This is a genomic window from Micromonospora sp. RHAY321, from assembly GCF_023896955.1.
In the GTDB taxonomy this organism is placed as follows: domain Bacteria; phylum Actinomycetota; class Actinomycetes; order Mycobacteriales; family Micromonosporaceae; genus Micromonospora.
Genome location: NZ_JAMHIW010000006.1, coordinates 148,891 through 167,410, shown reverse-complemented (window position 1 = coordinate 167,410; position 18,520 = coordinate 148,891). Strand labels below are relative to the sequence as shown.

The following is an 18,520-nucleotide window of genomic DNA, read 5'->3' as shown; positions in this document are numbered from 1 at the left end:
ATACCCGCGCAGACCGCGCTCCAGGGTAGTTGGAGCTGATCGAGGCCCGCACGCGGACCCGGCAATGCCACCTTCCCGGGCGCCGGTCACACCACCCGACCGCTCGCCACCAGCAGGACCACGTCGATGAGGGCCACCAGCAACACCGCCCGGAAGGCCGCCACCGGCCGCCGGCCGGCCCGGACCGCCGAGCGTCCGGCGTACCAGCTCAGTGGCGGCACCACGGCGGCCGTGCCGATCGCCGCCAACCCGACCGCCGACGGCGGCCCGGGTGGCCCGAGGACCAGGGCCGCGGTCGCCGCGAGGAGGAGCCCGGCGGCCGCCACCCTGCTGCCGGTCGCGCCCAGCCGGTGTGGCAGGCCGCGCACGCCGGTGCGCGCGTCGTCGGCCAGGTCGGGCAGCACGTTGGCGAAGTGCGCGCCGGCACCCAGGCAGGCGCCCGCCGTCACCAGCCAGGCCGGCGGGGCCGGCTCGCCCGGCAGTGCCAGCACCACGAAGGCGGGCAGCGCGCCGAAGGAGACCGCGTACGGCAGCACCGAGAGGACCGTTGCCTTGAGCGGCCAGTCGTAGAGCAGCGCGGAGACCAGGGCGACGGTGAGCCAGAACGCCGCCGTGGGGTTCGTGGTCAGCGCCACCAGCGGACAGGCCACCGCGGCCACCGCCGCGGCCCAGGCCGTGGTGCGCCGGCCGACCGCGCCGGCGGCGACCGGCTTGTCGGTACGCCCCACGGTGGCGTCCCGCTCGGCGTCCAGCGCGTCGTTGGTCCAGCCCACGGCGAGCTGGCTGGCCAGCACGGCGAGCACCACCGAGGCGATTCCGGCCGGCCGGTGCCCCACTCCCCAGGCCAGCAGACCGGCCACCGTGGTCACCGCCGCGCCCGGTTCCGGATGGCTCGCCCTGACCAGCCCTAACACCCTCGACGACATAAGGGAAGTCTGGTCGTTACCGAGCAGTCGTGCCACGCTCAGAGCCATGCGAGACGTGGCTGCGGCCGCGGCGTCGACCGGCCCCCGGGTGCTGCCGCGTAACGATCCGCGCCAGTACGACGACCTGGCCGGGGAGTGGTGGCGTCCGGATGGCGCGTTCGCGATGCTGCACTGGCTCGCCGAGGCCCGCGCGGCGATGGTGCCACCGGCCACCCGACCCGACGCGCTCCTGGTCGACCTCGGCTGCGGTGCCGGGCTGCTCGCCCCGCACCTGGCGGGCAAGGGATACCGGCACGTCGGCGTCGACCTGACCCGCTCGGCGCTGGTCCAGGCCGCCGAGCACGGGGTGCGCGTGCTCCAGGCCGACGTCACCGCCATCCCGCTCGCCGACGGCTGCGCGGACGTGGTCTCCGCCGGTGAGCTGCTGGAACATGTGCCGGACTGGCGGCGCGCGGTGGCCGAGGCGTGTCGGGTGCTGCGCCCCGGTGGCCTGCTGGTGCTGGACACCCTGAACGACACGGCGTTGGCACGTCTGGTCGCGGTGCGGATCGCCGAGCGACTGCCGACGGTGCCGCGCGGCATCCACGATCCACGGTTGTTCGTGGACGCTCGCGCGTTGGTGGCCGAGTGCGCCCGGCACGGTGTCACACTGCGGTTGCGCGGCATCCGCCCGCAGGTTGGCGGCCTGGTCGCCTGGCTGCTGCGGCGGGCTCGCGGGTCCCGGACGCCCGGTGCCGGCACCGGCGGCCGTGCTCCGCGCATCGTGCCGACCCGCTCCACTGCCGTGTTGTACCAGGGTCGGGGAGTCCGCAACGGATAGTCGGTCGTGGCGGGGGTAAGGGACGCCGAGAAGGGGGCGATATGACGGTGCACGCGCTTGAGGCGGCCCGCCGGTTGGCGCCGCGGTTCGCCGCGCGGGCGGCACAGCACGACCGGGACGGCTCCTTCCCGGTCGAGGACTTCCATGACCTACGGGAGGCCGGCCTGTTCGGCCTGATGGTGCCCCGGGCCCTCGGTGGCCTGGGTGCCAGCTTCGCCGAGTACGCCGCCGTGGCCACCGAACTTGCCCGGGGCAACGGCGCCACCGCCCTGGTGTTCAACATGCACGCCTCGGTGACCGGTGCGCTGGGCGCGGTCACCGAGGAGCTGGCCGAGGCGCTGGGTGTGCCGGACGAGGCGCTGGCCGCCCGCGACCGGCTGCTCACCGCCGCGGCGCAGGGTTCCTGGTACGCGGTCGCGATGAGCGAGCGCGGCGCCGGTGCCCGGCTCTCCCAGTTGAGCACGGTCTACGAGGCGACCGACGGGGGCTGGCGTCTCAAGGGCAGCAAGACGTTCTGCTCGGGTGCCGGGCACGCGGACGGCTACCTCGTCGCCGCACGCAGTTCCGCCGACCAATCGATGGTGTCCCAGTTCCTGGTTCCGGCCGGCCCGGAGGGGCTGACCGTCGAGCCGACGTGGGACGCGCTCGGCATGCGCGCCACCTCCTCGCACGACCTGCACCTGGACGTGGAGGTGCCGGCGGACCGGCTGCTCGGCGGGGTGGAGGGGCTGGCGCTGGTGGTCGCCCAGCTGATGCCGCACTGGCTGGTGGCCAGCTACGCGGCCGTCTACGTCGGGGTGGCGCGCGCGGCGATCGACGCGGCGGCCGAGCATCTCAACGCCCGCAACCTGGCCGGCCTGCCGGCGGTGCGCGCTCGACTGGGGCGGGCGGACGCGGCCACGGCGGCGGCGCAACTGGTGGTGGCCGAGGCCGCCCGACGGGTGGACGAGATGCCGGGCGACGCGGAGACCAACCGCTGGGTGTGGCGGGCGAAGCTGCTGGCCGGCACCACGGCTGCCGACGTGGCGGCGTCGATGCTGGAGGCGGCGGGCACCTCGGCGACCCGGCGCGGCCATCCGTTGGAGCGGCTCTACCGGGATGCCCGCTGTGGCTCGCTGCATCCGGCCACGTCGGACGTCTGCGCCGACTGGCTCGGCATCGCCGCGCTCGGCGGAGACCCGGACCGCGACGGATCGGCCCCGCGTTGGTGAGCCGCAGCGGTTCGACCGCCGTGGGGGATTGGCCGGCCACGGTGGCCGGTGGGACGGCCCGGGGGAGGACAGCGTCGGACGAGAGGTGGGGATCGTGCCCGTACCAGTGATCGCGGGGCTCGGGACGGCGCAGCCGCCGTCCGCCCTGCAGGACGAGTTGTGGGAGGGCTTCTTCTCCCGGCACTTCTCTGGCACCACCCGGTCGTTGGCCCAGCGGATCTTCGCGAACTCCGGGGTTACGCGGCGGCAGGCCGCGGTCAACCCCCTGCTGGAGGACGTCTCGGACTGGCCGACCGAACGGCGGATGCGTCGCTACCAGGTGGAGGCGCTGCCGCTGGGCAAGGAGGCGGTCGGCCGCGCGTTGACGGCGGCCGGGCTGGGCGCCGGCGACGTGGGGCTGTTCATCGTCTGTTCCTGCACCGGGTACGCCACCCCCGGGCTGGACATCCTGCTCGCCCGGGATCTCGGCATGGCCCCGGACACCCAGCGCATGTTCATCGGTCACATGGGCTGCTACGCGGCGTTGCCGGGGCTGGGGGCGGCGAGTGACTTCGTCACCGCGCGGGGTCGCCCGGCGTTGCTGCTCTGCGCGGAGCTGACCAGCCTGCACATCCAGCCGTCCAGCGCCCGGGTGGACACCCAGCAGATCGTCTCGCACGCACTCTTCTCGGACGCCGCGGTCGCCGCCGTGGTCGTGCCGGGCGGCCCGGGGTACGCGATGCGCGAGCTGACCTCGGTCACCGACACCTCCACCGCCGACCACATGACCTGGGACGTCACGGACAGCGGCTTCCGGATGGGGTTGTCGCCGAAGGTGCCGCAGGTGCTCTCCCGGCACGTCCGTGCGCTGGTCGACGACCTGTTGGCCCGGCACGGCACCAGCCGCTCCGACGTGGACGGCTGGGCGGTGCACCCGGGCGGGCCCCGAATCCTCAACGTGGTCGAGCGGGAGTTGGCCCTGCCGCCGCAGGCGTTGGCCGCGTCCCGGGCGACGCTCGACGAGCACGGCAACTGCTCGTCGCCGACCGTCCTGCTGATCCTTGACCGGCTGAGCCGTCAGACGCCGGCGCCGCGACGGATCGTCATGCTGGCGTTCGGCCCCGGCCTGACCCTGTACGCCGCTCTGCTCGATCAGCAGGGCTGACCGTCCGGCGGCCCGGCGGTACTCTCGCCGCATGGACGCGGCGGCGGACGACCGGCTGCGGTCGGCGGTGCTGGCCGGGGTGACCCTGGCCGCGCTGACGGTGGGCGGCTGGTGGTGGCGTACCGCCGCGCCCGCTCCGGTGGCCGGGCCGGTCGGCCCCCCGACAGCCGAGCCGAGCGTCAGCACGGAGTTGGAGCGCGTCATGGCCACTGCCGTCCCTGGTGAGCGGGTGACGGTGCGGGTGGATCCCGAGACGGGCGAGGGCTTCAGGGTGCAGAGCGCCCCGAGAGCGATGATCGACCCGGCGACGGGCATGATCACCGACATCGACGGCGATCCGGGACTGCTCTTCTCCGAGGGTGATCTGCCCTCGTTCCGCGAGACGATCTGGCGGGAGCAGAGGGAGCTCGTCCCTGGCCAGGGCATGACCCGGCAGTCCACCGATGACGGCGCCCGCTATCTGCTGCAGTACAGGTGCACACGCCCGGGCACGATGGCGGTGACGAGCACCGGGGCCGAAATCGCCGGCCCGCCGCGCATCGACTGCGACGGCATGATCGCCTCCGCCGAGGTGCTGCCCGGTGGCGGGCCGTTCCGGGTGTCCCTGTCGGCTGTCGGCGATCGGCCCGTCGACGTCGAGGCGCAGCTCGTCGCACTGCCCCGGTAGGCGGGGCGGTCAGGCGGCGAGGGCGGTCAGGTCCGCGCGGTACGCGTCGACCGGCCCCAGTTCGGGCAGCACCCGGGTCACCACACCGGCACGGTCGACCAGCAGCGCGGTCGCGGTGCCGGGGTGGGCCGGTTGACCCACGAAGGCGCGCAGGCCGCCGGCGGGATCGGCGAGGGCTCGTACGTCCCGTCCGGTCGACGGTTGGGCCGTCACCGTCCGCCCTCCGCTGACGGTGACCACGGAAACCCCGGCGGGTGCCGCGCCCACCGCCTCGGCGACCCGCTCCGGGCAGGTGCAGCCGTCCAACAGGATGATCATGGCGGGCAGCAGGCCACGCAGTGGCACCGGCGCCTGAGTGGCGTCGACCAGGTCGAGTGCGGGCAGCGGCCGCCCGGTGAGGGCGGCGGGCGGCGAGTAGGGGGCGGGAGTCGGGCGGTCGGTGCCGCGACCGGCGCGCGGCCAGGTGACCGCGAGCAGGCCGACCAGCGTGGTGAGCAGCGCCACCAGCAGGACCAGCAGCGGCAGGGCGAGGGCACGGGGGCCGTCGCCGGGCTGGCCGGCGGCCCGGCGCAGTTCACGGCGGAGTTCGGCCGCCTCGGCGGCGAGCGCGGAGGCGTCGTCGGGGACCACCACGCGACCCCACTCGGGTGGCAGGTCGGGCAGCCCTTCGGACGGCCCCTGGCCCTCTGCGTCTGGCCTGCCCATCGGACCCCCTGACAGCGTCTCGAGAGCGGAGTGCGGTTCCGCCTCCAGCGTCCCCCACGGGGGCACCTCCCGCTACACCTGGGCGCAGTTCCGCTCGGCGGGATACCATGAGGTGAGCGCATAGCCCTTGATCTCGACGTTCTGTTCACCCGTACCGGGAAGTCATCCGTACGTTACGGAGCGTGTTCGAACCATTGGTTTGACCGCCTGTCAAGCTGAAGAAAGACCTCTCACAGGGCCCCTGAGCTGCGCCAACGGTCAGGACATCGGTGAGACATCGGTGCCTGACCGTGTTACCCTAGACACAGCGAAAGGGGTTTCGAACCTATGGTTTTCAGTGTCGGCGAGACCGTTGTTTACCCCCACCACGGGGCCGCACTCATCGAGGCAATCGAGACTCGGGTCATCAAGGGCGAGCCCAAGCAGTACCTCGTCCTGAGGGTTGCTCAGGGTGACCTGACGGTCCGGGTGCCGGCCGAGAACGCCGAGATCGTGGGTGTGCGTGAGGTGGTCGGCGAAGAAGGCCTCGGCAAGGTCTTCGACGTTCTTCGGGCTCCGCACACCGAGGAGCCGACCAACTGGTCGCGGCGTTACAAGGCCAACCTGGAGAAGCTGGCCTCCGGCAACCCGCTGAAGGTCGCCGAGGTCGTGCGAGACCTGTGGCGTCGGGAGCGGGAGCGGGGCCTTTCCGCGGGTGAGAAGCGAATGCTCGCCAAGGCCCGTGACATTCTCGTCGGCGAGGTCGCGCTGGCCGAGAAGAGCACCAAGGACGAGGCGGAGACGCTGCTCGACAAGGTGCTCACCGAGGCCTAGTCCGCACAGCATCGTCGTACCCACTTCGTAGCGAACAAACCGAGGACCGTGACGTGACCGCGCAGCTCAATCCGCGCGGTGACGTCGCGGTCCTCGTTCCTGCGGCGGGTGCCGGTGTACGGCTCGGCCCCGGCCGACCCAAGGCGCTGCGCCTGCTGGCCGGCGAGCCGCTGCTCGTGCACGCCGTGCGCCGGCTGGCCGCGGCGCCCTCGGTACACACGATCGTGGTGGCCGCGCCGGCGACCGAGGTGACGGCCGTGCGCGAGCTGCTCGCTGCGGTGGCGCCGGTGACCGTGGTGCCCGGTGGCGCCGAGCGGCAGGCATCGGTGGCCGCCGCGCTGGCCGCGGTGCCCGCCGGCCCGGAGATCATCCTGGTGCACGACGCCGCCCGTGCGCTCACCCCGCCCGAGCTGGTCGAATCCGTCGCCGCCGCGGTCCGGGGCGGGCGGGACGCGGTGATCCCGGTCCTGCCGGTCGTCGACACGATCAAGGAGGTCGGCGCCGGCGAGGTGGTGCTCGGCACCGTCGACCGATCCGCCCTGCGCGCGGTGCAGACCCCGCAGGGTTTCCGCCGTTCCGTGCTCACCGCCGCGCATGCCGCGGCCGGTGATCCGCTCACCGACGACGCCGGTCTGGTCGAGAAGCAGGGCGTCACGGTGGGCTGCGTGCCGGGCTCGGAGTACGCCCTGAAAATCACCCGCCCGTTCGACCTGGCGCTGGCGGAGCATCTGCTGGCTGCCGCCGAGTGACGCGTACCCTCTGATCATGATCGTTCCCCGGGTGGCCATCGGCACCGACGTGCACGCCTTCGAGCCTGGCCGGCCGTGCTGGGTGGCGGGTCTGCTCTGGCCCGACCAGGACGGCCTGGCCGGGCACTCGGACGCCGACGTGGCCGCGCACGCCGCCTGCAACGCGCTGCTCTCCGCCGCCGGCCTGGGCGATCTCGGCTCCGTCTTCGGGGTGGGCCAGCCGGAGTGGGCCGGCGCCACCGGCGTCGCCCTGCTGACCGAGACGGCTCGGCGCGTGCGGGCCGCCGGTTTGGAGATCGGCAACGTGTCCGTGCAGGTGGTCGGCAATCGGCCGAAGATCAGCCGACGCCGCGAGGAGGCCCAGCAGGTGCTCTCCGCTGCAGTCGGTGCGCCGGTGACCCTCTCCGCGGCGACCACCGACGGGCTCGGTTTCACCGGCCGTGAGGAAGGGCTGGCCGGTATCGCGGTGGCCCTGGTGTACGACGCGCCGGCCACCTAGGCTCGCCGCGATGTCCAGCGAACCCGCCCCCGACCAGTCCGCCGCCGACGGCTACCTCCAGCGAGCCCAGCTTCTCGCCGAGCTCGGCCGCCACGACGAGGCGGCCGGGGAGCTGACCTACGGCCTCGCCCTGCAGCCCGACGATCCCGACGTGCTCACCATGCTGGCCCGGGTACACCTGGCCGCCGGCCGGCCGGCCGACGCGCTCACCGCCGCCGACGCGGCCGTGGCCGCCGCACCGGAGGCGCTCCCCGCACTGGTCGCCCGAGGCATGGCGCTGGCCGACCTGGAGCGCTACCCCGAGTCCGCCGCCACCGCTGACCGGATCCTCGCGCTCGGCCCGGCCGACGCGTACGCGCAACGCAGCGCGGCGGCGATCCTGGCCGGCGCGCGCAACGGCCAGCCGGCGCTGAACGCGGCCTGGCGTGGGGTCGAGCTGGCCCCCGAGGAGCCGCAGGCGCACCTGGTGCTCGGCCTGGTCGCCGCCCGGCTGGAGCTGTTCGATCTGGCCGAGCGGGCCTACCGGGAGGCGTTGCGGCTCGACCCGCGCCTCGCCGAGGCCCGACACGACGTGGGCGTCATCCGGCTGGAGCAGCGCCGCTGGTCGGAGGCGCTGGAGCACCTCGCCGAGGCGGCCACGATCAGCCCGAAGCGGATGGACTCGGGGCGGACCATCGCCCACGGCCTGCACCGGCTGGTGCTCTACGGCGCGGGCTGGTCGCTGGTGGCCGCGGTGGTGGTGGCGTTCGCCGCCTCGGCGAACGACGGGTTCTCCCGCCTCCTGGCCGTGCTCGCCGCGCTCACCGGCGGGGTCGTGGTGTGGCAACTGGCGGCCCGGCTGCCGGGGCTGACCCGGACCGTCCTGCCCGAGCTGCTGCACTCGGACCGGTCGCTGGCCCTGGCGATCTACGCGGTGGGAGCCGCCCCGGTGCTGCTGCTGGTGTACGCGGTGATCGGCTCGCCGTGGCCGCTGGTGCTGGCCGTCGCCGCCACCGCGGTCGCCGAGTTCGCCATCTTCACCCGCACCGCCATCCGCTGACCCGGCGCGCGGCCGGCCAGCTCAGGCGCGACGTGCCCACGTCCAGGCGTAGCCGTCGTCCTCGCAACTGCGGGCCGCGTCGCAGAGATCCAGCGGGCGGAAGGTGTCGACCATGACAGCCAACTCGTCGAAGTAGTCCGCGCCGATGGAACGCTCGGCGGCACCCGGCTGGGGGCCGTGGGTGAAACCGGACGGGTGCAGGGAGATCGAGCCCTGCTCGATGCCGGAGCCGCGCCGGGCCTCGTAGTTGCCGCCGGTGTAGAAGAGCATCTCGTCGGAGTCGACGTTGTGGTGGTTGTAGGGCACGGGGATCGAGTCCGGGTGGTAGTCGACCTTGCGGGGCACGAACGAGCAGATGACGAAGTTGGGGCCCTGGAAGGTCTGGTGCACCGGCGGGGGCTGGTGGATCCGGCCGGTGATGGGCTCGAAGTCGTGGATGGAGAACGCCCACGGGTAGAGGTGCCCGTCCCAGCCGACCACGTCGAACGGGTGGTGGGCGTAGACGTAACGGGTCCAACCACGCCGGTGGCGCACCAGCACCTCCGCCTCCTCGCCGTCGACGAGCAGCGGGGCCTCCGGGCCGCGGACGTCGCGCTCGCAGTACGGCGAGTGCTCGAGGAACTGGCCGCGTACCGAGAGGTAGCGCTTGGGCGGGCCGATGTGCCCGGACGCTTCGATGGTGAGCAGGCGGACGGGCTCTTCACCGGTGGGCACCAGCCGGTGGATGGTCGAGGTGGGGATGACGACGTAGTCACCGGCCACCGCCTCCAGCACGCCGAACGGGGACTCGACCCGCAGCGTGCCCGACTCGACGTAGAGGCAGTGGTCGCCGGTGGCGTCGCGGAACAGCGGCGAGGGCTGGTCGGCGAGCACGTACCCGATCCGGACGTCGTCGTTGGCGAGCAGGTACTGCCGGCCGAGGATCGGGTCGGCGCCGCCGGTGTCGAGCTTGTGGGTGCGCAGGTGGCGGGGCTTGAGCGGCAGGTTCGGCGTCCGGGTGAACTCCGGTGGGGTGAACTCGTCGGCGGCCAGGATCGCGGTGGGCGCGTGCCGGTGGTAGAGCAGGGACGAGTCGGAGGAGAAGCCCTCCTGGCCCATCAGCTCCTCGGCGTAGAGGCTGCCGTCGGGCTGGCGGAACTGGGTGTGGCGCTTACGCGGCACCTCGCCGACGCTGCGGTAGTACGGCATCTCGCCTCCCGATATGTCCCGTTCACCGGCCGGAGGCGTCCGATAATCGGACGCTGTTGTCCGTTCCTTGTAGCGTCCCGTACATTCTTGTTCCGTGTCAACGCAGGTGCCCGCACTCCTCGACGGCCTGGTGGACGACGCCGCCGTCTTCCCTCCGGGTAGCGCCACGCTGCACGAGGCGCTGGCCGCCCACCGCCGCCACCGCACCGCCTGGTACGCCGACCTGGTCGGCCCGCTGCTGGTCCCGGCCTCGACCCTGACGCGCGGCGACCTGAGCGGCCTCGTCGACCCGGGCGAGGGCCTGGTGATCGGCGCGATCGGTGACACCGGCATCGGGAACCTGCCCTTCGCGCTGTCGTTCCTCGCGCCGGACGGCGTCACCGCCCGACAGGTCGAGGTCGCGGTCGCCCGGCGGGGCGAGGACCCACTGCCCGGCATCGCCGAGCTGCTGCGGGTGGCCGACTCCCTGCCGGACGTCGAGGCCGTCTACGCCGAGCTGCCGCTGACCTTCGGGCTGATGGGCGCGTTGGACGCGCTCGTCGCCGCCCGGGCCGACGGGGTGCCGGTCGCGGCCAAGTTCCGCACCGGTGGGCTGGCCGCCGAACTCTTTCCTACCCCGGCCGAGCTGGCCGCGGTGATCTGCGCCTGCCGGGACCGCGACCTGCCGTTCAAGCTGACCGCGGGGCTGCACCAGGCGGTCCGGCACCTCGACCCGGAGACCGGGTTCACCCACCACGGCTACGCCAATGTGCTGGCCGCGACGCTGGCGGCGGCCGAGGGCGACGGCGTGGGCCCGGTCGCCGAGCTGCTCACTGTCGCCGACCCGCGCCCGCTGCTGGAGCGGACGACCGGCCGGCTGGACGCACCCCGCCCGCTCTGGGTCGGCTTCGGCTCGTGCAGCATCCTGGAACCACTGACCGATCTGATCCGGCTGGGGCTGGTGAACGGGGGCTACGACGCATGACCTGGGTGACCGGCGCCGACGGTTCGCCGTACGGGGTGACGAACCTGCCGTACGGGGTGTTCCGGCAGAACGGGGGCCGGCCGCGGATCGGCGTCCGGATCGGGTCGTGGGTGTTCGACCTGGCCGGGGCGGAGGCCGCCGACCTGGTGCTCGCCGCCGGCGCGCTGTGCCGGCCCACCCTGAACGAGTTCATGGCGCTGGGTCGTCCGCAGTGGACGGCCGTGCGGCAGCGGATCACCGAGCTGCTGACCGACCCGGCGCACCGGGGCGCGGTGGAGCCGCTGCTGGTGCCGCTGGACGAGGTGGAGCTGCTGCTTCCCGTCGAGGTCGCCGACTACGTCGACTTCTACTCGTCCGAGCACCACGCGTCGAACGTCGGGCAGATCTTCCGCCCGGGCCAGCCGCCGCTGCTGCCCAACTGGAAGCACCTGCCGATCGGCTACCACGGGCGTGCCGGCACGGTGGTGGTCTCCGGCACGCCGGTGGTCCGCCCGACCGGGCAGCGCGCCTCCGCCGAAGGCCCGGTCACCGGCCCGTCCGTACGCCTCGACATCGAGGCGGAGGTCGGCTTCGTGGTCGGTGTGCCCAGCCCGTTGGGGACACCCGTGTCCGTCGACGACTTCGCCGACCACGTCTTCGGGGTGGTGCTGGTCAACGACTGGTCGGCCCGTGACATCCAGGCGTGGGAGTACCAGCCGCTCGGCCCGTTCCTGGGCAAGTCCTTCGCCACCTCGGTCTCGGCCTGGGTGACGCCGCTGGACGCGCTCGCCGACGCCTTCGTACCGGCCCCCGACCAGGATCCGCCGGTCGCCGACTACCTGCGCGACGTGCCCCACGTGGGGCTGGACCTCCGGCTGGCGGTCGAGTGGAACGGCGAACGGGTCAGCGAGCCGCCGTTCGCCACCATGTACTGGACTCCGGCACAGCAGTTGGCGCACCTCACCGTCAACGGCGCCTCCCTGCGCACCGGCGACCTGTACGCCTCGGGCACCGTCTCCGGCCCGGACCGTGGGCAGGTCGGCTCGTTCCTGGAGCTGACCTGGGGCGGGGCGGAGCCGGTGAAGCTCGGCGACGAGAGCCGCACCTTCCTCGCCGACGGCGACACGGTGACCATCACCGCCACCGCTCCCGGCCCGGACGGCACCACCATCGCCCTCGGCGAGGTCACCGGAACGGTCCGCCCGGCCCGCTGAGTCGCCGGGCCACCAGACGGACCGGGCCGCCGGGAACCGCGCTGGTCACCCACCCGACAGACCCGTCTCGTCGGCGGGACTGTTGATCGCACCCGCTGTGCGATCACCGATCCGGATTTCCCCGTTGATCGTCCCGGATTCCGTCGCCCCGCCGCGCGGTACGGGCCGGTCGTCTGGCCGGCAGCGGTGGGGCATCCCATCGCACACGGAGGTAGATGACGATGCACGATCTCGCGGGCGCGGTCTGGCGTACCAGCAGCCGTTCCAATGACCAGGGGCTCTGCGTGGAGGTGGCGGACAACCTGGTCGACGTCCTCGGTCTGGTCGCGGTCCGCGACTCCAAGGACCAGGCCGGTCCCACACTGGCCGTCAGCCCGCCGGGATGGACAGCCTTCATCGGAGCGATCCGGGCCGGCCGCTTCGAGCGCTGACCGGCGCCGGTCGACGACCGGCGCCGAGCAACCACCGAAATGGACAGCGTGGCCTCCGGGCGGTGGAAATTCCGTCCCGGGGGCCCCGTCCAGCCCTCACCCCGCGTACCGTCGAGATCACGGGAGGGTGGCATGTCGACGGTGGCGGTTACCGGGTTCATCGAGGCGCACGCTGTCGATGTGTGGCGTCTGCTGACCGACCTGCCCGGCCGCGCCTCCCGGCTGACCGCCGCCGGCCCGGTCGAGCTGCTCACCCCCGGCCCCTTCGGGCCGGGCACCGCGTGGCGCGAGGAGCGCGCCCAGCCGGGCGGCGGCACGCTGACCGAGGAGTTCCTGGTGGTGGAGGCGCTCGCCCCCCATCGGCTGGTCCTCTGCTCCTCCGGTGCCGGCGCGGACTACCGGATCACCTGGAGCCTGCGACAGGTCCGGCGTCGCCGCCGTGGCTGCACGGCGGTCACCGTCACCCAGGAAGCGGTGCCGACCGCCCCGTACGGCCGGGTCGTGGCCCTGCTCCTCGGCGGGCTCGCCGCCCGGGCAGTCGAGGTGGCGCTCCGCCGTGATCTCGCCGATCTGACCGTCGCGGCCCATGCCGCCGGGTCCGCCGAAGCCGCCTGACCCCGACACCCCAGCCGGCGTGACCTGACCGGGGTCCGGCCGGTTCCGCTGGGTAGGGTGCCGGGCGGAGGTGCGGCATGGGGTTCCCGAAGGGCCGGCGACGGCTCGTGGCGGTGGTGGCGGCGCTGCTCGCCACCACGGCGGTCGCGGTCATCGTCCACCGGGTGCTCGCGCCGGCCGAGGTCAGCACGGTGGCCCGGGGCGAATATCCGGCCTCGGCCGAGCCACCCGCCGGCGTGGTCGGTCGGCTGCCGGTCGCCCCGCTGATCGTGGACGGCCGGCTGCGGGTGTACGCCGCACACCGTCAGGTCTATGCCGACCGCCCGGTCGACGGGCGGCACCGCACCACCCCGTACTGGTCGTACCGGCGCTGGCCGGCGGAGCTGACCGGGGTGGTGGCCAGCGGCAGAACGGTGGTCAGCCGCTGGTCCGACGGCAGGCTGGTCGCGCTCGACGCGCCGACGGGCCGGGTGCTCTGGCGGGCCGACGGTCCGGTGCCCGCCGAGAGTGGGGCCGTGGTTCGGCGTACCGGGGCAGCCACCGTCTGGGACCCGCGCGGGCTCTACCTCACCGACCTGGCCGACGGCCGGTCGGTGCTCGTGGTCACCGGGGACACCCAGGCGCGGGGGGTGGAGGTGACCGGCGGCCGGGAGTTGTGGCGGGTCGACCTGCCCGGCCGCTGCCGCAGTGATGTCGGCACCAGCGTGTCCGGGCAGTTGGTCGGCCTGGACAGCTGCGCCGGCCCGGCCACGGTCGAGTTCCGGGACGCGGCCACCGGTGCGGTGCGTGACCGCTGGCGCCCGTCGGGGGTTGCCGACGGGTTGGTGGTGACGCCGCTCGGCTGCCGCACCGGCCGGTCCGACTGCGCGGCGGTGCGGACCGCCGGGCCGGGTGACGCGGGTGGCCGGGGTTGGCTCCTGGGCGACGGTGAGCCGGTCGCCGCACCCGCGCTGGACCCGGCCGGCGCCACTCTCGTCGGTGACCAGGCGGTCGCCGTGCTCGACGGGGTGGCGGTGGGCCGGTCGGCACGTTCGGGTGCCGAGCTGTGGCGGGTCGGTGGCCTGGGCGCGGAGGCCCGGATGCTCGCCGTGCAACCCGGCCGGGCGCACCTGCTGACCGGGGAGAACGACCTGGTGACGCTTGATCCGGTGACCGGTGGGCAGCTGTCCCGTTTCTCGCTGAACGTCGGCTCCGACGGGACGGGTTGGGCACCGGGGGCGGTGGCCGCGATGGACGGCTACCTGTCGGTCGAACGGCTCCGCGAGCCCGTCGACCCGGACGGAGACGACCAGCGCTACTACCTGACCTCCGAAGCGGTGATCCTGGCCGCCACCTGATCGTGGGGCGTCGGCCGGCCAGGCCACGGAAGCCGAGTTCGATCAGGTCAGCGCCGCCTCCGCGGCAACCAGGAACGCGTCGTTCTCGACCGGGGTGCCGATGGTGACCCGGACCCCGTCACCCGGGAACGGCCGGACGATCACCCCGCGCGCCTCACACGACTTGCCGAACGCCACCGCCCGCTCGCCCAACGGCAGCCAGACGAAGTTGGCCTGGCTGGTCGGCACGTCGGGCACGAACTTCCGCACCGCCTCGGTCACCCGGTCCCGCTCGGCGACGACCAGGGCGCACCGCCGCTCCATCTCGCCGGCCTGGGTCAGCGCGGCGAGCGCGCCGGCCTGGGCAGCCGTGCTGGTGGAGAACGGGGTCACCACCTTGCGGATCGCCGCCGCGACCACCGGCTGGGCGACCAGCCAACCGACCCGGAGCCCGGCCAGGCCCCAGGCCTTGGACAGGGTGCGCAGCACCGCCACGTTCGGCCGGTCCAGGTAGTCGAGCCCGTCCGGCACGTCCGGGTCGGTGACGAACTCCCGGTACGCCTCGTCGATGACCACCAGCACGTCGTCCGGTACCGCATCGAGGAACCGGTCCAGCTCGGCACGCCGTACCGCGGTGCCCGTGGGGTTGTTCGGGTTGCAGACCAGGATCATCCGGGTCCGGTCGGTCACCGCCGCGGCCAGCGCCGCCAGGTCGTGCCCGTGCCCGGCGTCGTTGGGCACCCGCACGCTGGTCGCGCCGCTGGTCGCCGCGATGATCGGGTACGCCTCGAACGACCGCCACGCGTAGAGCAGTTCGTCGCCCGGCAGGCAGGTGGCCCGGACCAGGTGCTCGGCGAGCGCCACCGACCCGCAGCCGGTGGCGATGCGGTCGGCGTCGACGCCGTACCGCTGGGCCAGCGCCTCGCGCAGCGCCACCACGCCCATGTCCGGGTAGCGGTGCGAAGCGGTGATCGCCTCGGTGACCGCCTCCACCACGCCGGGCAGCGGCCCGTACGGCACCTCGTTGCTGGCCAGCTTGATCGCCTCCGGCAGACCCAGCTCGCGTGCGAGGTCCGCGGGGCTGCGCCCCGGTACGTAGTTGGGCAGCGCGTCCAGGTCGGCGCGGGTCAGCCGCAGCGCCGGCTGCTGACGTCCGGAGTCGGTCATGGGGTGTCTCCCGAGGGCTGGTTGCGGTCGTTCGGGGCGGCGGAGCCGGTGGTGACGGGGAGTTGGACGACCACCGTCTGCGCGCGCTTGTCGTGCAGCGCCTGACGCAGCGGGTGGTCGAAGAGGGGGGAGAGCGCGTCGACCAGTTGCAGTACGAGGCCGAGCCCGGCGCAGTACCAGAGCAGGGTGGGCAGGCCCAGCGTGGTCCACCGGCGCAGCGCCCGGCCGAAGCCCAGCGGCTGGTCGGCGGCGAGCGGCACCGCGCGGATGCGCATCACCCGCTTGCCGACGGTCTGCCCGCCGGCGGCCATGGCGGGCACCTCGTACGCCAGCCAGAGCGCGGTGGCGATCATCAGGATCACGATCTGGAGAAGCCCGGCCTGCTCGCCGATCGGCGGCAGCCCTTCGGTGGAGGTGTTGCCCTCCAGCGCTCGCCGCATCACCTCCCGCCAGTACGGCAGCAGCTCCTCGACCAACCGCCAGACGAACCAGCCGTTGACCACCGCGTTCAGTGCGAAGACGATGCCGAAGTCGATCAGCCGGGCGGTCAGCCGGCGACCGTAGCCGGCCAGCTCCAGACCGTGGGGACGCGGCTCTGGCGGCCGTCCGGGCCACCCGGGCGGGCCGGCCTGTGGCGCCCAGCCTGGCGGAACACCCTGCGGTGCCCAGCCGGGTGGGCCGGCCTGCGGCCCCCAGCCACCCTGCGGTGCCCCTCCTGGCGGGCCATCCTGCGGCGCCGAGCCGGGTGGACCGGCCTGCGGCCCCCAGCCCGGGCCGTGCCCAGGCTGCGGGCCGTGCCCCGGGCCGGGGTGCTGCGGCCAACCCGGCCCGGCGGTCCCTGGGCCGGGGGCGGCCGGCGTGGTGGGCGCGGCCGGGGTGACCGGGGCGGGCGGGGGTTCGACCGGGGGTGGTCCCTCCGGCGGGGTGGCGTCGACGGGGATGGGCGCACCGAGCCAGCCCTCACCGTCCCAGTACCGCCGGGTCTCAGGATCGGCGGGGTCCACGTACCAGCCGGGTTGCACGCTCACCCGGACACCTTAACGACGACCGTTCGGGCGGCCTTGTCGTGGAGGCACTGCTGCCAGGGCTTGTCCCACAGTTGCCACAACCCGTCGAGGTAGGCGAGACCGGGAACCAGGCCTGTGCCCTGCTGCACCAGGTACCGCTTGGCGGCGGCCCGGCGGTCGAGGGTGCGGGTCGGGTCGAGCGGCACGATGCGCAGTTTCATGCTCTTCTTGCCGAAGGTCTGGCCGGTCTTGAACATCATCTCGACGTAGTAGACGTACCCGATCACGAGCGAGATCGCGACGATCGCGAGCTCCAACCACAGCAGCGGCAGCAGGAAGTCGTTGAGGAAGTCGGGTTCTCCGATGGTCCCGTCCGGCGCCACCCGGACGAGGTCGGGCATGACGACGACCAAGAAGATGATCATCGCGGGCACGGCGAGCACCATGCCGATCACCATGAACACCGCGGTGTCGATCAGGGCGGCCAGCAGCCGGTCGGAGAAACTGGCCAGCGGCTGCCCGCCCGGGCTCAGCGTCGGTGGCGGGGCCACCGGTCGGGGTGGTCCCGCGTACCAGTGCGGCGGGGCGTACCCGGGCGGGGCGTACTGCGGCGGCACGGCGTACCCCTGGGGGTGTGGTCCGGGCGGCGCGAAGCCGCCGGCGGTGGGCGGGGGCCCACCGGCCGGCGGCGTCGGGTACGACGGAGGCTGCGTCACGCCCGCAAGTGTTACAGGTTGCCCCGGGCTTCCTGCTCCCGCTCGATCGCCTGGAAGAGCGCCTTGAAGTTGCCCTTGCCGAAGCCGAGCGAGCCGTGCCGCTCGATCAGCTCGAAGAAGACGGTCGGGCGGTCCTGCACCGGCTTGGTGAAGATCTGGAGCAGGTAGCCGTCCTCGTCCCGGTCGACCAGGATCCGGCGGGCCTTCAGCTCCTCGATCGGCACCCGGACGTTGCCGATCCGGGCGCGCAGCTCCGGGTCCTCGTAGTACGAGTCCGGGGTGTCGAGGAACTCCACCCCGGCGGCGCGCATCGCGTCGACGCTGGCCAGGATGTCGTTGGTGGCGACCGCGATGTGCTGGGCGCCCGGCCCCTGGTAGAACTCCAGGTACTCGTCGATCTGCGACTTCTTGCGAGCGATCGCCGGCTCGTTCAGCGGGAACTTGACCTTGCGGGTGCCGTTCGCCACGACCTTGCTCATCAGGGCCGAGTAGTCGGTGGCGATGTCGTCGCCGATGAACTCCGCCATGTTGGAGAAGCCCATCACCCGCTTGTAGAACTCGACCCACTCGTCCATCCGGCCCAGCTCCACGTTGCCGACCACGTGGTCGACGGCCTGGAAGAAGCGCTTCGGCTGGATGCCGGCGTCGATCATCGGCTGCCGGTCCACGATCGGGCCGCGGGCCACGAAGCCGGGCAGGAACGGGCCGGTGTAGCGGGACCGGTCGACCAGCGTGTGCCGGGTGTCGCCGTACGCGGCGATGGCGGCGAGCCGGACCGTACCGTGCTCGTCGGTCACCTCGTGCGGCTCGACCACGCTGGCGGCGCCCTGCGCGATGGCGTGCGCGTACGCGCTGTCGACGTCCGGCACCTCCAGGGCGATGTCGCTGACCCCGTCGCTGTGCCGGGCCACGTGCTCGGCGCCGTCGGCGTCCGGGCGCACCGCGCCGGTCAGCACGAACCGGGCGGAGCCGCTGGTCAGCACATACTGGGCGTGGTCGCGGTAGCCCTGCTCCGGCCCGCGGTACGCCACGCAGGTCATGCCGAAGGCGGTGGAGTAGTAGTGCGCGGCCTGCTTGGCGTTGCCGACCAGGAAGTGCACGTGGTCGAGGCCCTTGACCGGGAACGGGTCGTGGCTGATGTCGTGGTCGACGGCGCCGACGAGCTGGTCGACGTCGACGTCCTCGGTCGACTGGGGTCGGTCGATCGCCTGGGTCATGGTGGCCTCCCTCGCGTACCGGCCGGCCTCGTGGGCCGCCGTTGTCGGTTGCTGTGGCGAGGATCGCGCTGCCGCCCCCGGCTGGGCAACTGTCGGAGTAGACGCTGGTCAGGTTGCACATTCGGTATGGTCC

General features: G+C 73.4%; 20 protein-coding genes. 13 read left to right on the top strand and 7 right to left on the bottom strand.

Features of this window, described 5'->3' with window-relative positions; genetic code table 11:
• Positions 1–86: 86 nt before the first annotated feature.
• A complete protein-coding gene (locus M8C17_RS16280; RefSeq protein WP_374558498.1) occupies positions 87–926 on the bottom strand; it encodes a UbiA family prenyltransferase in 840 nt (279 codons plus the stop codon).
• A gap of 46 nt (positions 927–972) precedes the next feature.
• Between M8C17_RS16280 and M8C17_RS16275 the strand changes: the two genes are divergently transcribed.
• From M8C17_RS16275 to M8C17_RS16260, 4 genes are all read left to right on the top strand, one after another.
• Positions 973–1,746 (top strand): bifunctional 2-polyprenyl-6-hydroxyphenol methylase/3-demethylubiquinol 3-O-methyltransferase UbiG, encoded by a 774-nt coding sequence (locus M8C17_RS16275; protein ID WP_252417306.1) that lies wholly within the window; start codon positions 973–975, stop codon positions 1,744–1,746.
• A 41-nt stretch (positions 1,747–1,787) separates the two neighbouring features.
• Positions 1,788–2,957, top strand: coding sequence for an acyl-CoA dehydrogenase family protein (locus tag M8C17_RS16270; RefSeq protein WP_252417305.1), 1,170 nt, complete (start codon positions 1,788–1,790; stop codon positions 2,955–2,957).
• A gap of 94 nt (positions 2,958–3,051) precedes the next feature.
• Positions 3,052–4,101, top strand: coding sequence for a type III polyketide synthase (locus tag M8C17_RS16265; RefSeq protein WP_252417304.1), 1,050 nt, complete (start codon positions 3,052–3,054; stop codon positions 4,099–4,101).
• 31 nt (positions 4,102–4,132) lie between these two features.
• On the top strand, positions 4,133–4,768 hold the full coding sequence (locus tag M8C17_RS16260) for a hypothetical protein (protein ID WP_252417303.1): 636 nt from the start codon (positions 4,133–4,135) through the stop codon (positions 4,766–4,768).
• A 9-nt stretch (positions 4,769–4,777) separates the two neighbouring features.
• Here the strand turns inward: M8C17_RS16260 and M8C17_RS16255 are convergent, their stop codons facing one another.
• Positions 4,778–5,473 carry a hypothetical protein gene (locus M8C17_RS16255; RefSeq protein WP_252417302.1) on the bottom strand — a complete coding sequence of 232 codons (696 nt, stop codon included), beginning with the start codon at positions 5,471–5,473 and terminating at the stop codon, positions 4,778–4,780.
• Between the two features lie 327 nt (positions 5,474–5,800).
• Here M8C17_RS16255 and M8C17_RS16250 point away from each other — a divergent pair, with 327 nt between their 5' ends.
• The 4 genes from M8C17_RS16250 to M8C17_RS16235 are packed head-to-tail and all read left to right on the top strand — an operon-like array spanning position 5,801 to position 8,573.
• Complete coding sequence (locus tag M8C17_RS16250) at positions 5,801–6,286, top strand: CarD family transcriptional regulator (protein WP_007073334.1); 486 nt, start codon at positions 5,801–5,803, stop codon at positions 6,284–6,286.
• 53 nt (positions 6,287–6,339) lie between these two features.
• A complete protein-coding gene (ispD, locus tag M8C17_RS16245) occupies positions 6,340–7,035 on the top strand; it encodes a 2-C-methyl-D-erythritol 4-phosphate cytidylyltransferase (RefSeq protein ID WP_252417301.1) in 696 nt (231 codons plus the stop codon).
• Positions 7,036–7,048: 13 nt separating this feature from the next.
• Positions 7,049–7,534, top strand: a complete 486-nt coding sequence (gene ispF / locus M8C17_RS16240; protein WP_252417481.1) for a 2-C-methyl-D-erythritol 2,4-cyclodiphosphate synthase — start codon at positions 7,049–7,051, stop codon at positions 7,532–7,534.
• A 10-nt stretch (positions 7,535–7,544) separates the two neighbouring features.
• Positions 7,545–8,573 (top strand): tetratricopeptide repeat protein, encoded by a 1,029-nt coding sequence (locus tag M8C17_RS16235; protein ID WP_252417300.1) that lies wholly within the window; start codon positions 7,545–7,547, stop codon positions 8,571–8,573.
• A 21-nt stretch (positions 8,574–8,594) separates the two neighbouring features.
• Here the strand turns inward: M8C17_RS16235 and M8C17_RS16230 are convergent, their stop codons facing one another.
• The gene (locus M8C17_RS16230; protein ID WP_252417299.1) at positions 8,595–9,761 is read right to left on the bottom strand and encodes a homogentisate 1,2-dioxygenase; all 1,167 of its coding nucleotides are present in this window, start codon (positions 9,759–9,761) and stop codon (positions 8,595–8,597) included.
• A 94-nt stretch (positions 9,762–9,855) separates the two neighbouring features.
• Here M8C17_RS16230 and M8C17_RS16225 point away from each other — a divergent pair, with 94 nt between their 5' ends.
• The 5 genes from M8C17_RS16225 to M8C17_RS16205 all read left to right on the top strand — a co-directional run bounded on the left by M8C17_RS16225 (position 9,856) and on the right by M8C17_RS16205 (position 14,301).
• Entirely contained in the window at positions 9,856–10,725 is an 870-nt protein-coding gene (locus tag M8C17_RS16225; RefSeq protein WP_252417297.1) for a hypothetical protein, read from the top strand.
• Positions 10,722–11,918: a fumarylacetoacetase gene (fahA, locus tag M8C17_RS16220; protein ID WP_252417296.1), complete on the top strand. Its 1,197-nt coding sequence runs from the start codon at positions 10,722–10,724 to the stop codon at positions 11,916–11,918. The genes M8C17_RS16225 and fahA overlap by 4 nt, the downstream gene beginning before the upstream one ends.
• Positions 11,919–12,139: 221 nt before the next feature.
• Complete coding sequence (locus tag M8C17_RS16215; protein WP_252417480.1) at positions 12,140–12,349, top strand: DUF397 domain-containing protein; 210 nt, start codon at positions 12,140–12,142, stop codon at positions 12,347–12,349.
• A gap of 132 nt (positions 12,350–12,481) precedes the next feature.
• The gene (locus M8C17_RS16210) at positions 12,482–12,964 is read left to right on the top strand and encodes an SRPBCC family protein (RefSeq protein WP_252417295.1); all 483 of its coding nucleotides are present in this window, start codon (positions 12,482–12,484) and stop codon (positions 12,962–12,964) included.
• 77 nt (positions 12,965–13,041) lie between these two features.
• Positions 13,042–14,301 carry a PQQ-binding-like beta-propeller repeat protein gene (locus M8C17_RS16205; RefSeq protein ID WP_252417294.1) on the top strand — a complete coding sequence of 420 codons (1,260 nt, stop codon included), beginning with the start codon at positions 13,042–13,044 and terminating at the stop codon, positions 14,299–14,301.
• A gap of 42 nt (positions 14,302–14,343) precedes the next feature.
• On the opposite strand, the gene hisC is transcribed toward M8C17_RS16205, so the two are convergent.
• From hisC to hppD, 4 genes are read right to left on the bottom strand one after another with little or no spacing between them, the layout of a single operon-like run.
• Complete coding sequence (gene hisC, locus M8C17_RS16200; RefSeq protein ID WP_252417293.1) at positions 14,344–15,447, bottom strand: histidinol-phosphate transaminase; 1,104 nt, start codon at positions 15,445–15,447, stop codon at positions 14,344–14,346.
• A complete protein-coding gene (locus tag M8C17_RS16195; protein WP_252417292.1) occupies positions 15,444–16,475 on the bottom strand; it encodes an RDD family protein in 1,032 nt (343 codons plus the stop codon). The genes hisC and M8C17_RS16195 overlap by 4 nt, the downstream gene beginning before the upstream one ends.
• On the bottom strand, positions 16,472–17,170 hold the full coding sequence (locus M8C17_RS16190; protein ID WP_252417291.1) for an RDD family protein: 699 nt from the start codon (positions 17,168–17,170) through the stop codon (positions 16,472–16,474). Before M8C17_RS16190 ends, M8C17_RS16195 begins: the two co-directional genes overlap by 4 nt.
• An 11-nt stretch (positions 17,171–17,181) precedes the next feature.
• Positions 17,182–18,387 carry a 4-hydroxyphenylpyruvate dioxygenase gene (hppD, locus tag M8C17_RS16185; RefSeq protein WP_252417290.1) on the bottom strand — a complete coding sequence of 402 codons (1,206 nt, stop codon included), beginning with the start codon at positions 18,385–18,387 and terminating at the stop codon, positions 17,182–17,184.
• Positions 18,388–18,520: the final 133 nt, after the last annotated feature.

Excerpts from the sequence above, each read along its gene's own strand:
- M8C17_RS16280 (WP_374558498.1), bottom strand. The coding sequence starts at position 926 with ATGTCGTCGAGGGTGTTAGGGCTGGTCAGGGCGAGCCATCCGGAACCG.
- M8C17_RS16275 (WP_252417306.1), top strand. The coding sequence starts at position 973 with ATGCGAGACGTGGCTGCGGCCGCGGCGTCGACCGGCCCCCGGGTGCTG.
- M8C17_RS16270 (WP_252417305.1), top strand. The coding sequence starts at position 1,788 with ATGACGGTGCACGCGCTTGAGGCGGCCCGCCGGTTGGCGCCGCGGTTC.
- M8C17_RS16260 (WP_252417303.1), top strand. The coding sequence starts at position 4,133 with ATGGACGCGGCGGCGGACGACCGGCTGCGGTCGGCGGTGCTGGCCGGG.
- M8C17_RS16255 (WP_252417302.1), bottom strand. The coding sequence starts at position 5,473 with ATGGGCAGGCCAGACGCAGAGGGCCAGGGGCCGTCCGAAGGGCTGCCC.
- M8C17_RS16250 (WP_007073334.1), top strand. The coding sequence starts at position 5,801 with ATGGTTTTCAGTGTCGGCGAGACCGTTGTTTACCCCCACCACGGGGCC.
- M8C17_RS16235 (WP_252417300.1), top strand. The coding sequence starts at position 7,545 with ATGTCCAGCGAACCCGCCCCCGACCAGTCCGCCGCCGACGGCTACCTC.
- M8C17_RS16230 (WP_252417299.1), bottom strand. The coding sequence starts at position 9,761 with ATGCCGTACTACCGCAGCGTCGGCGAGGTGCCGCGTAAGCGCCACACC.
- fahA (WP_252417296.1), top strand. The coding sequence starts at position 10,722 with ATGACCTGGGTGACCGGCGCCGACGGTTCGCCGTACGGGGTGACGAAC.
- M8C17_RS16215 (WP_252417480.1), top strand. The coding sequence starts at position 12,140 with ATGCACGATCTCGCGGGCGCGGTCTGGCGTACCAGCAGCCGTTCCAAT.
- M8C17_RS16210 (WP_252417295.1), top strand. The coding sequence starts at position 12,482 with ATGTCGACGGTGGCGGTTACCGGGTTCATCGAGGCGCACGCTGTCGAT.
- M8C17_RS16205 (WP_252417294.1), top strand. The coding sequence starts at position 13,042 with ATGGGGTTCCCGAAGGGCCGGCGACGGCTCGTGGCGGTGGTGGCGGCG.
- hisC (WP_252417293.1), bottom strand. The coding sequence starts at position 15,447 with ATGACCGACTCCGGACGTCAGCAGCCGGCGCTGCGGCTGACCCGCGCC.
- hppD (WP_252417290.1), bottom strand. The coding sequence starts at position 18,387 with ATGACCCAGGCGATCGACCGACCCCAGTCGACCGAGGACGTCGACGTC.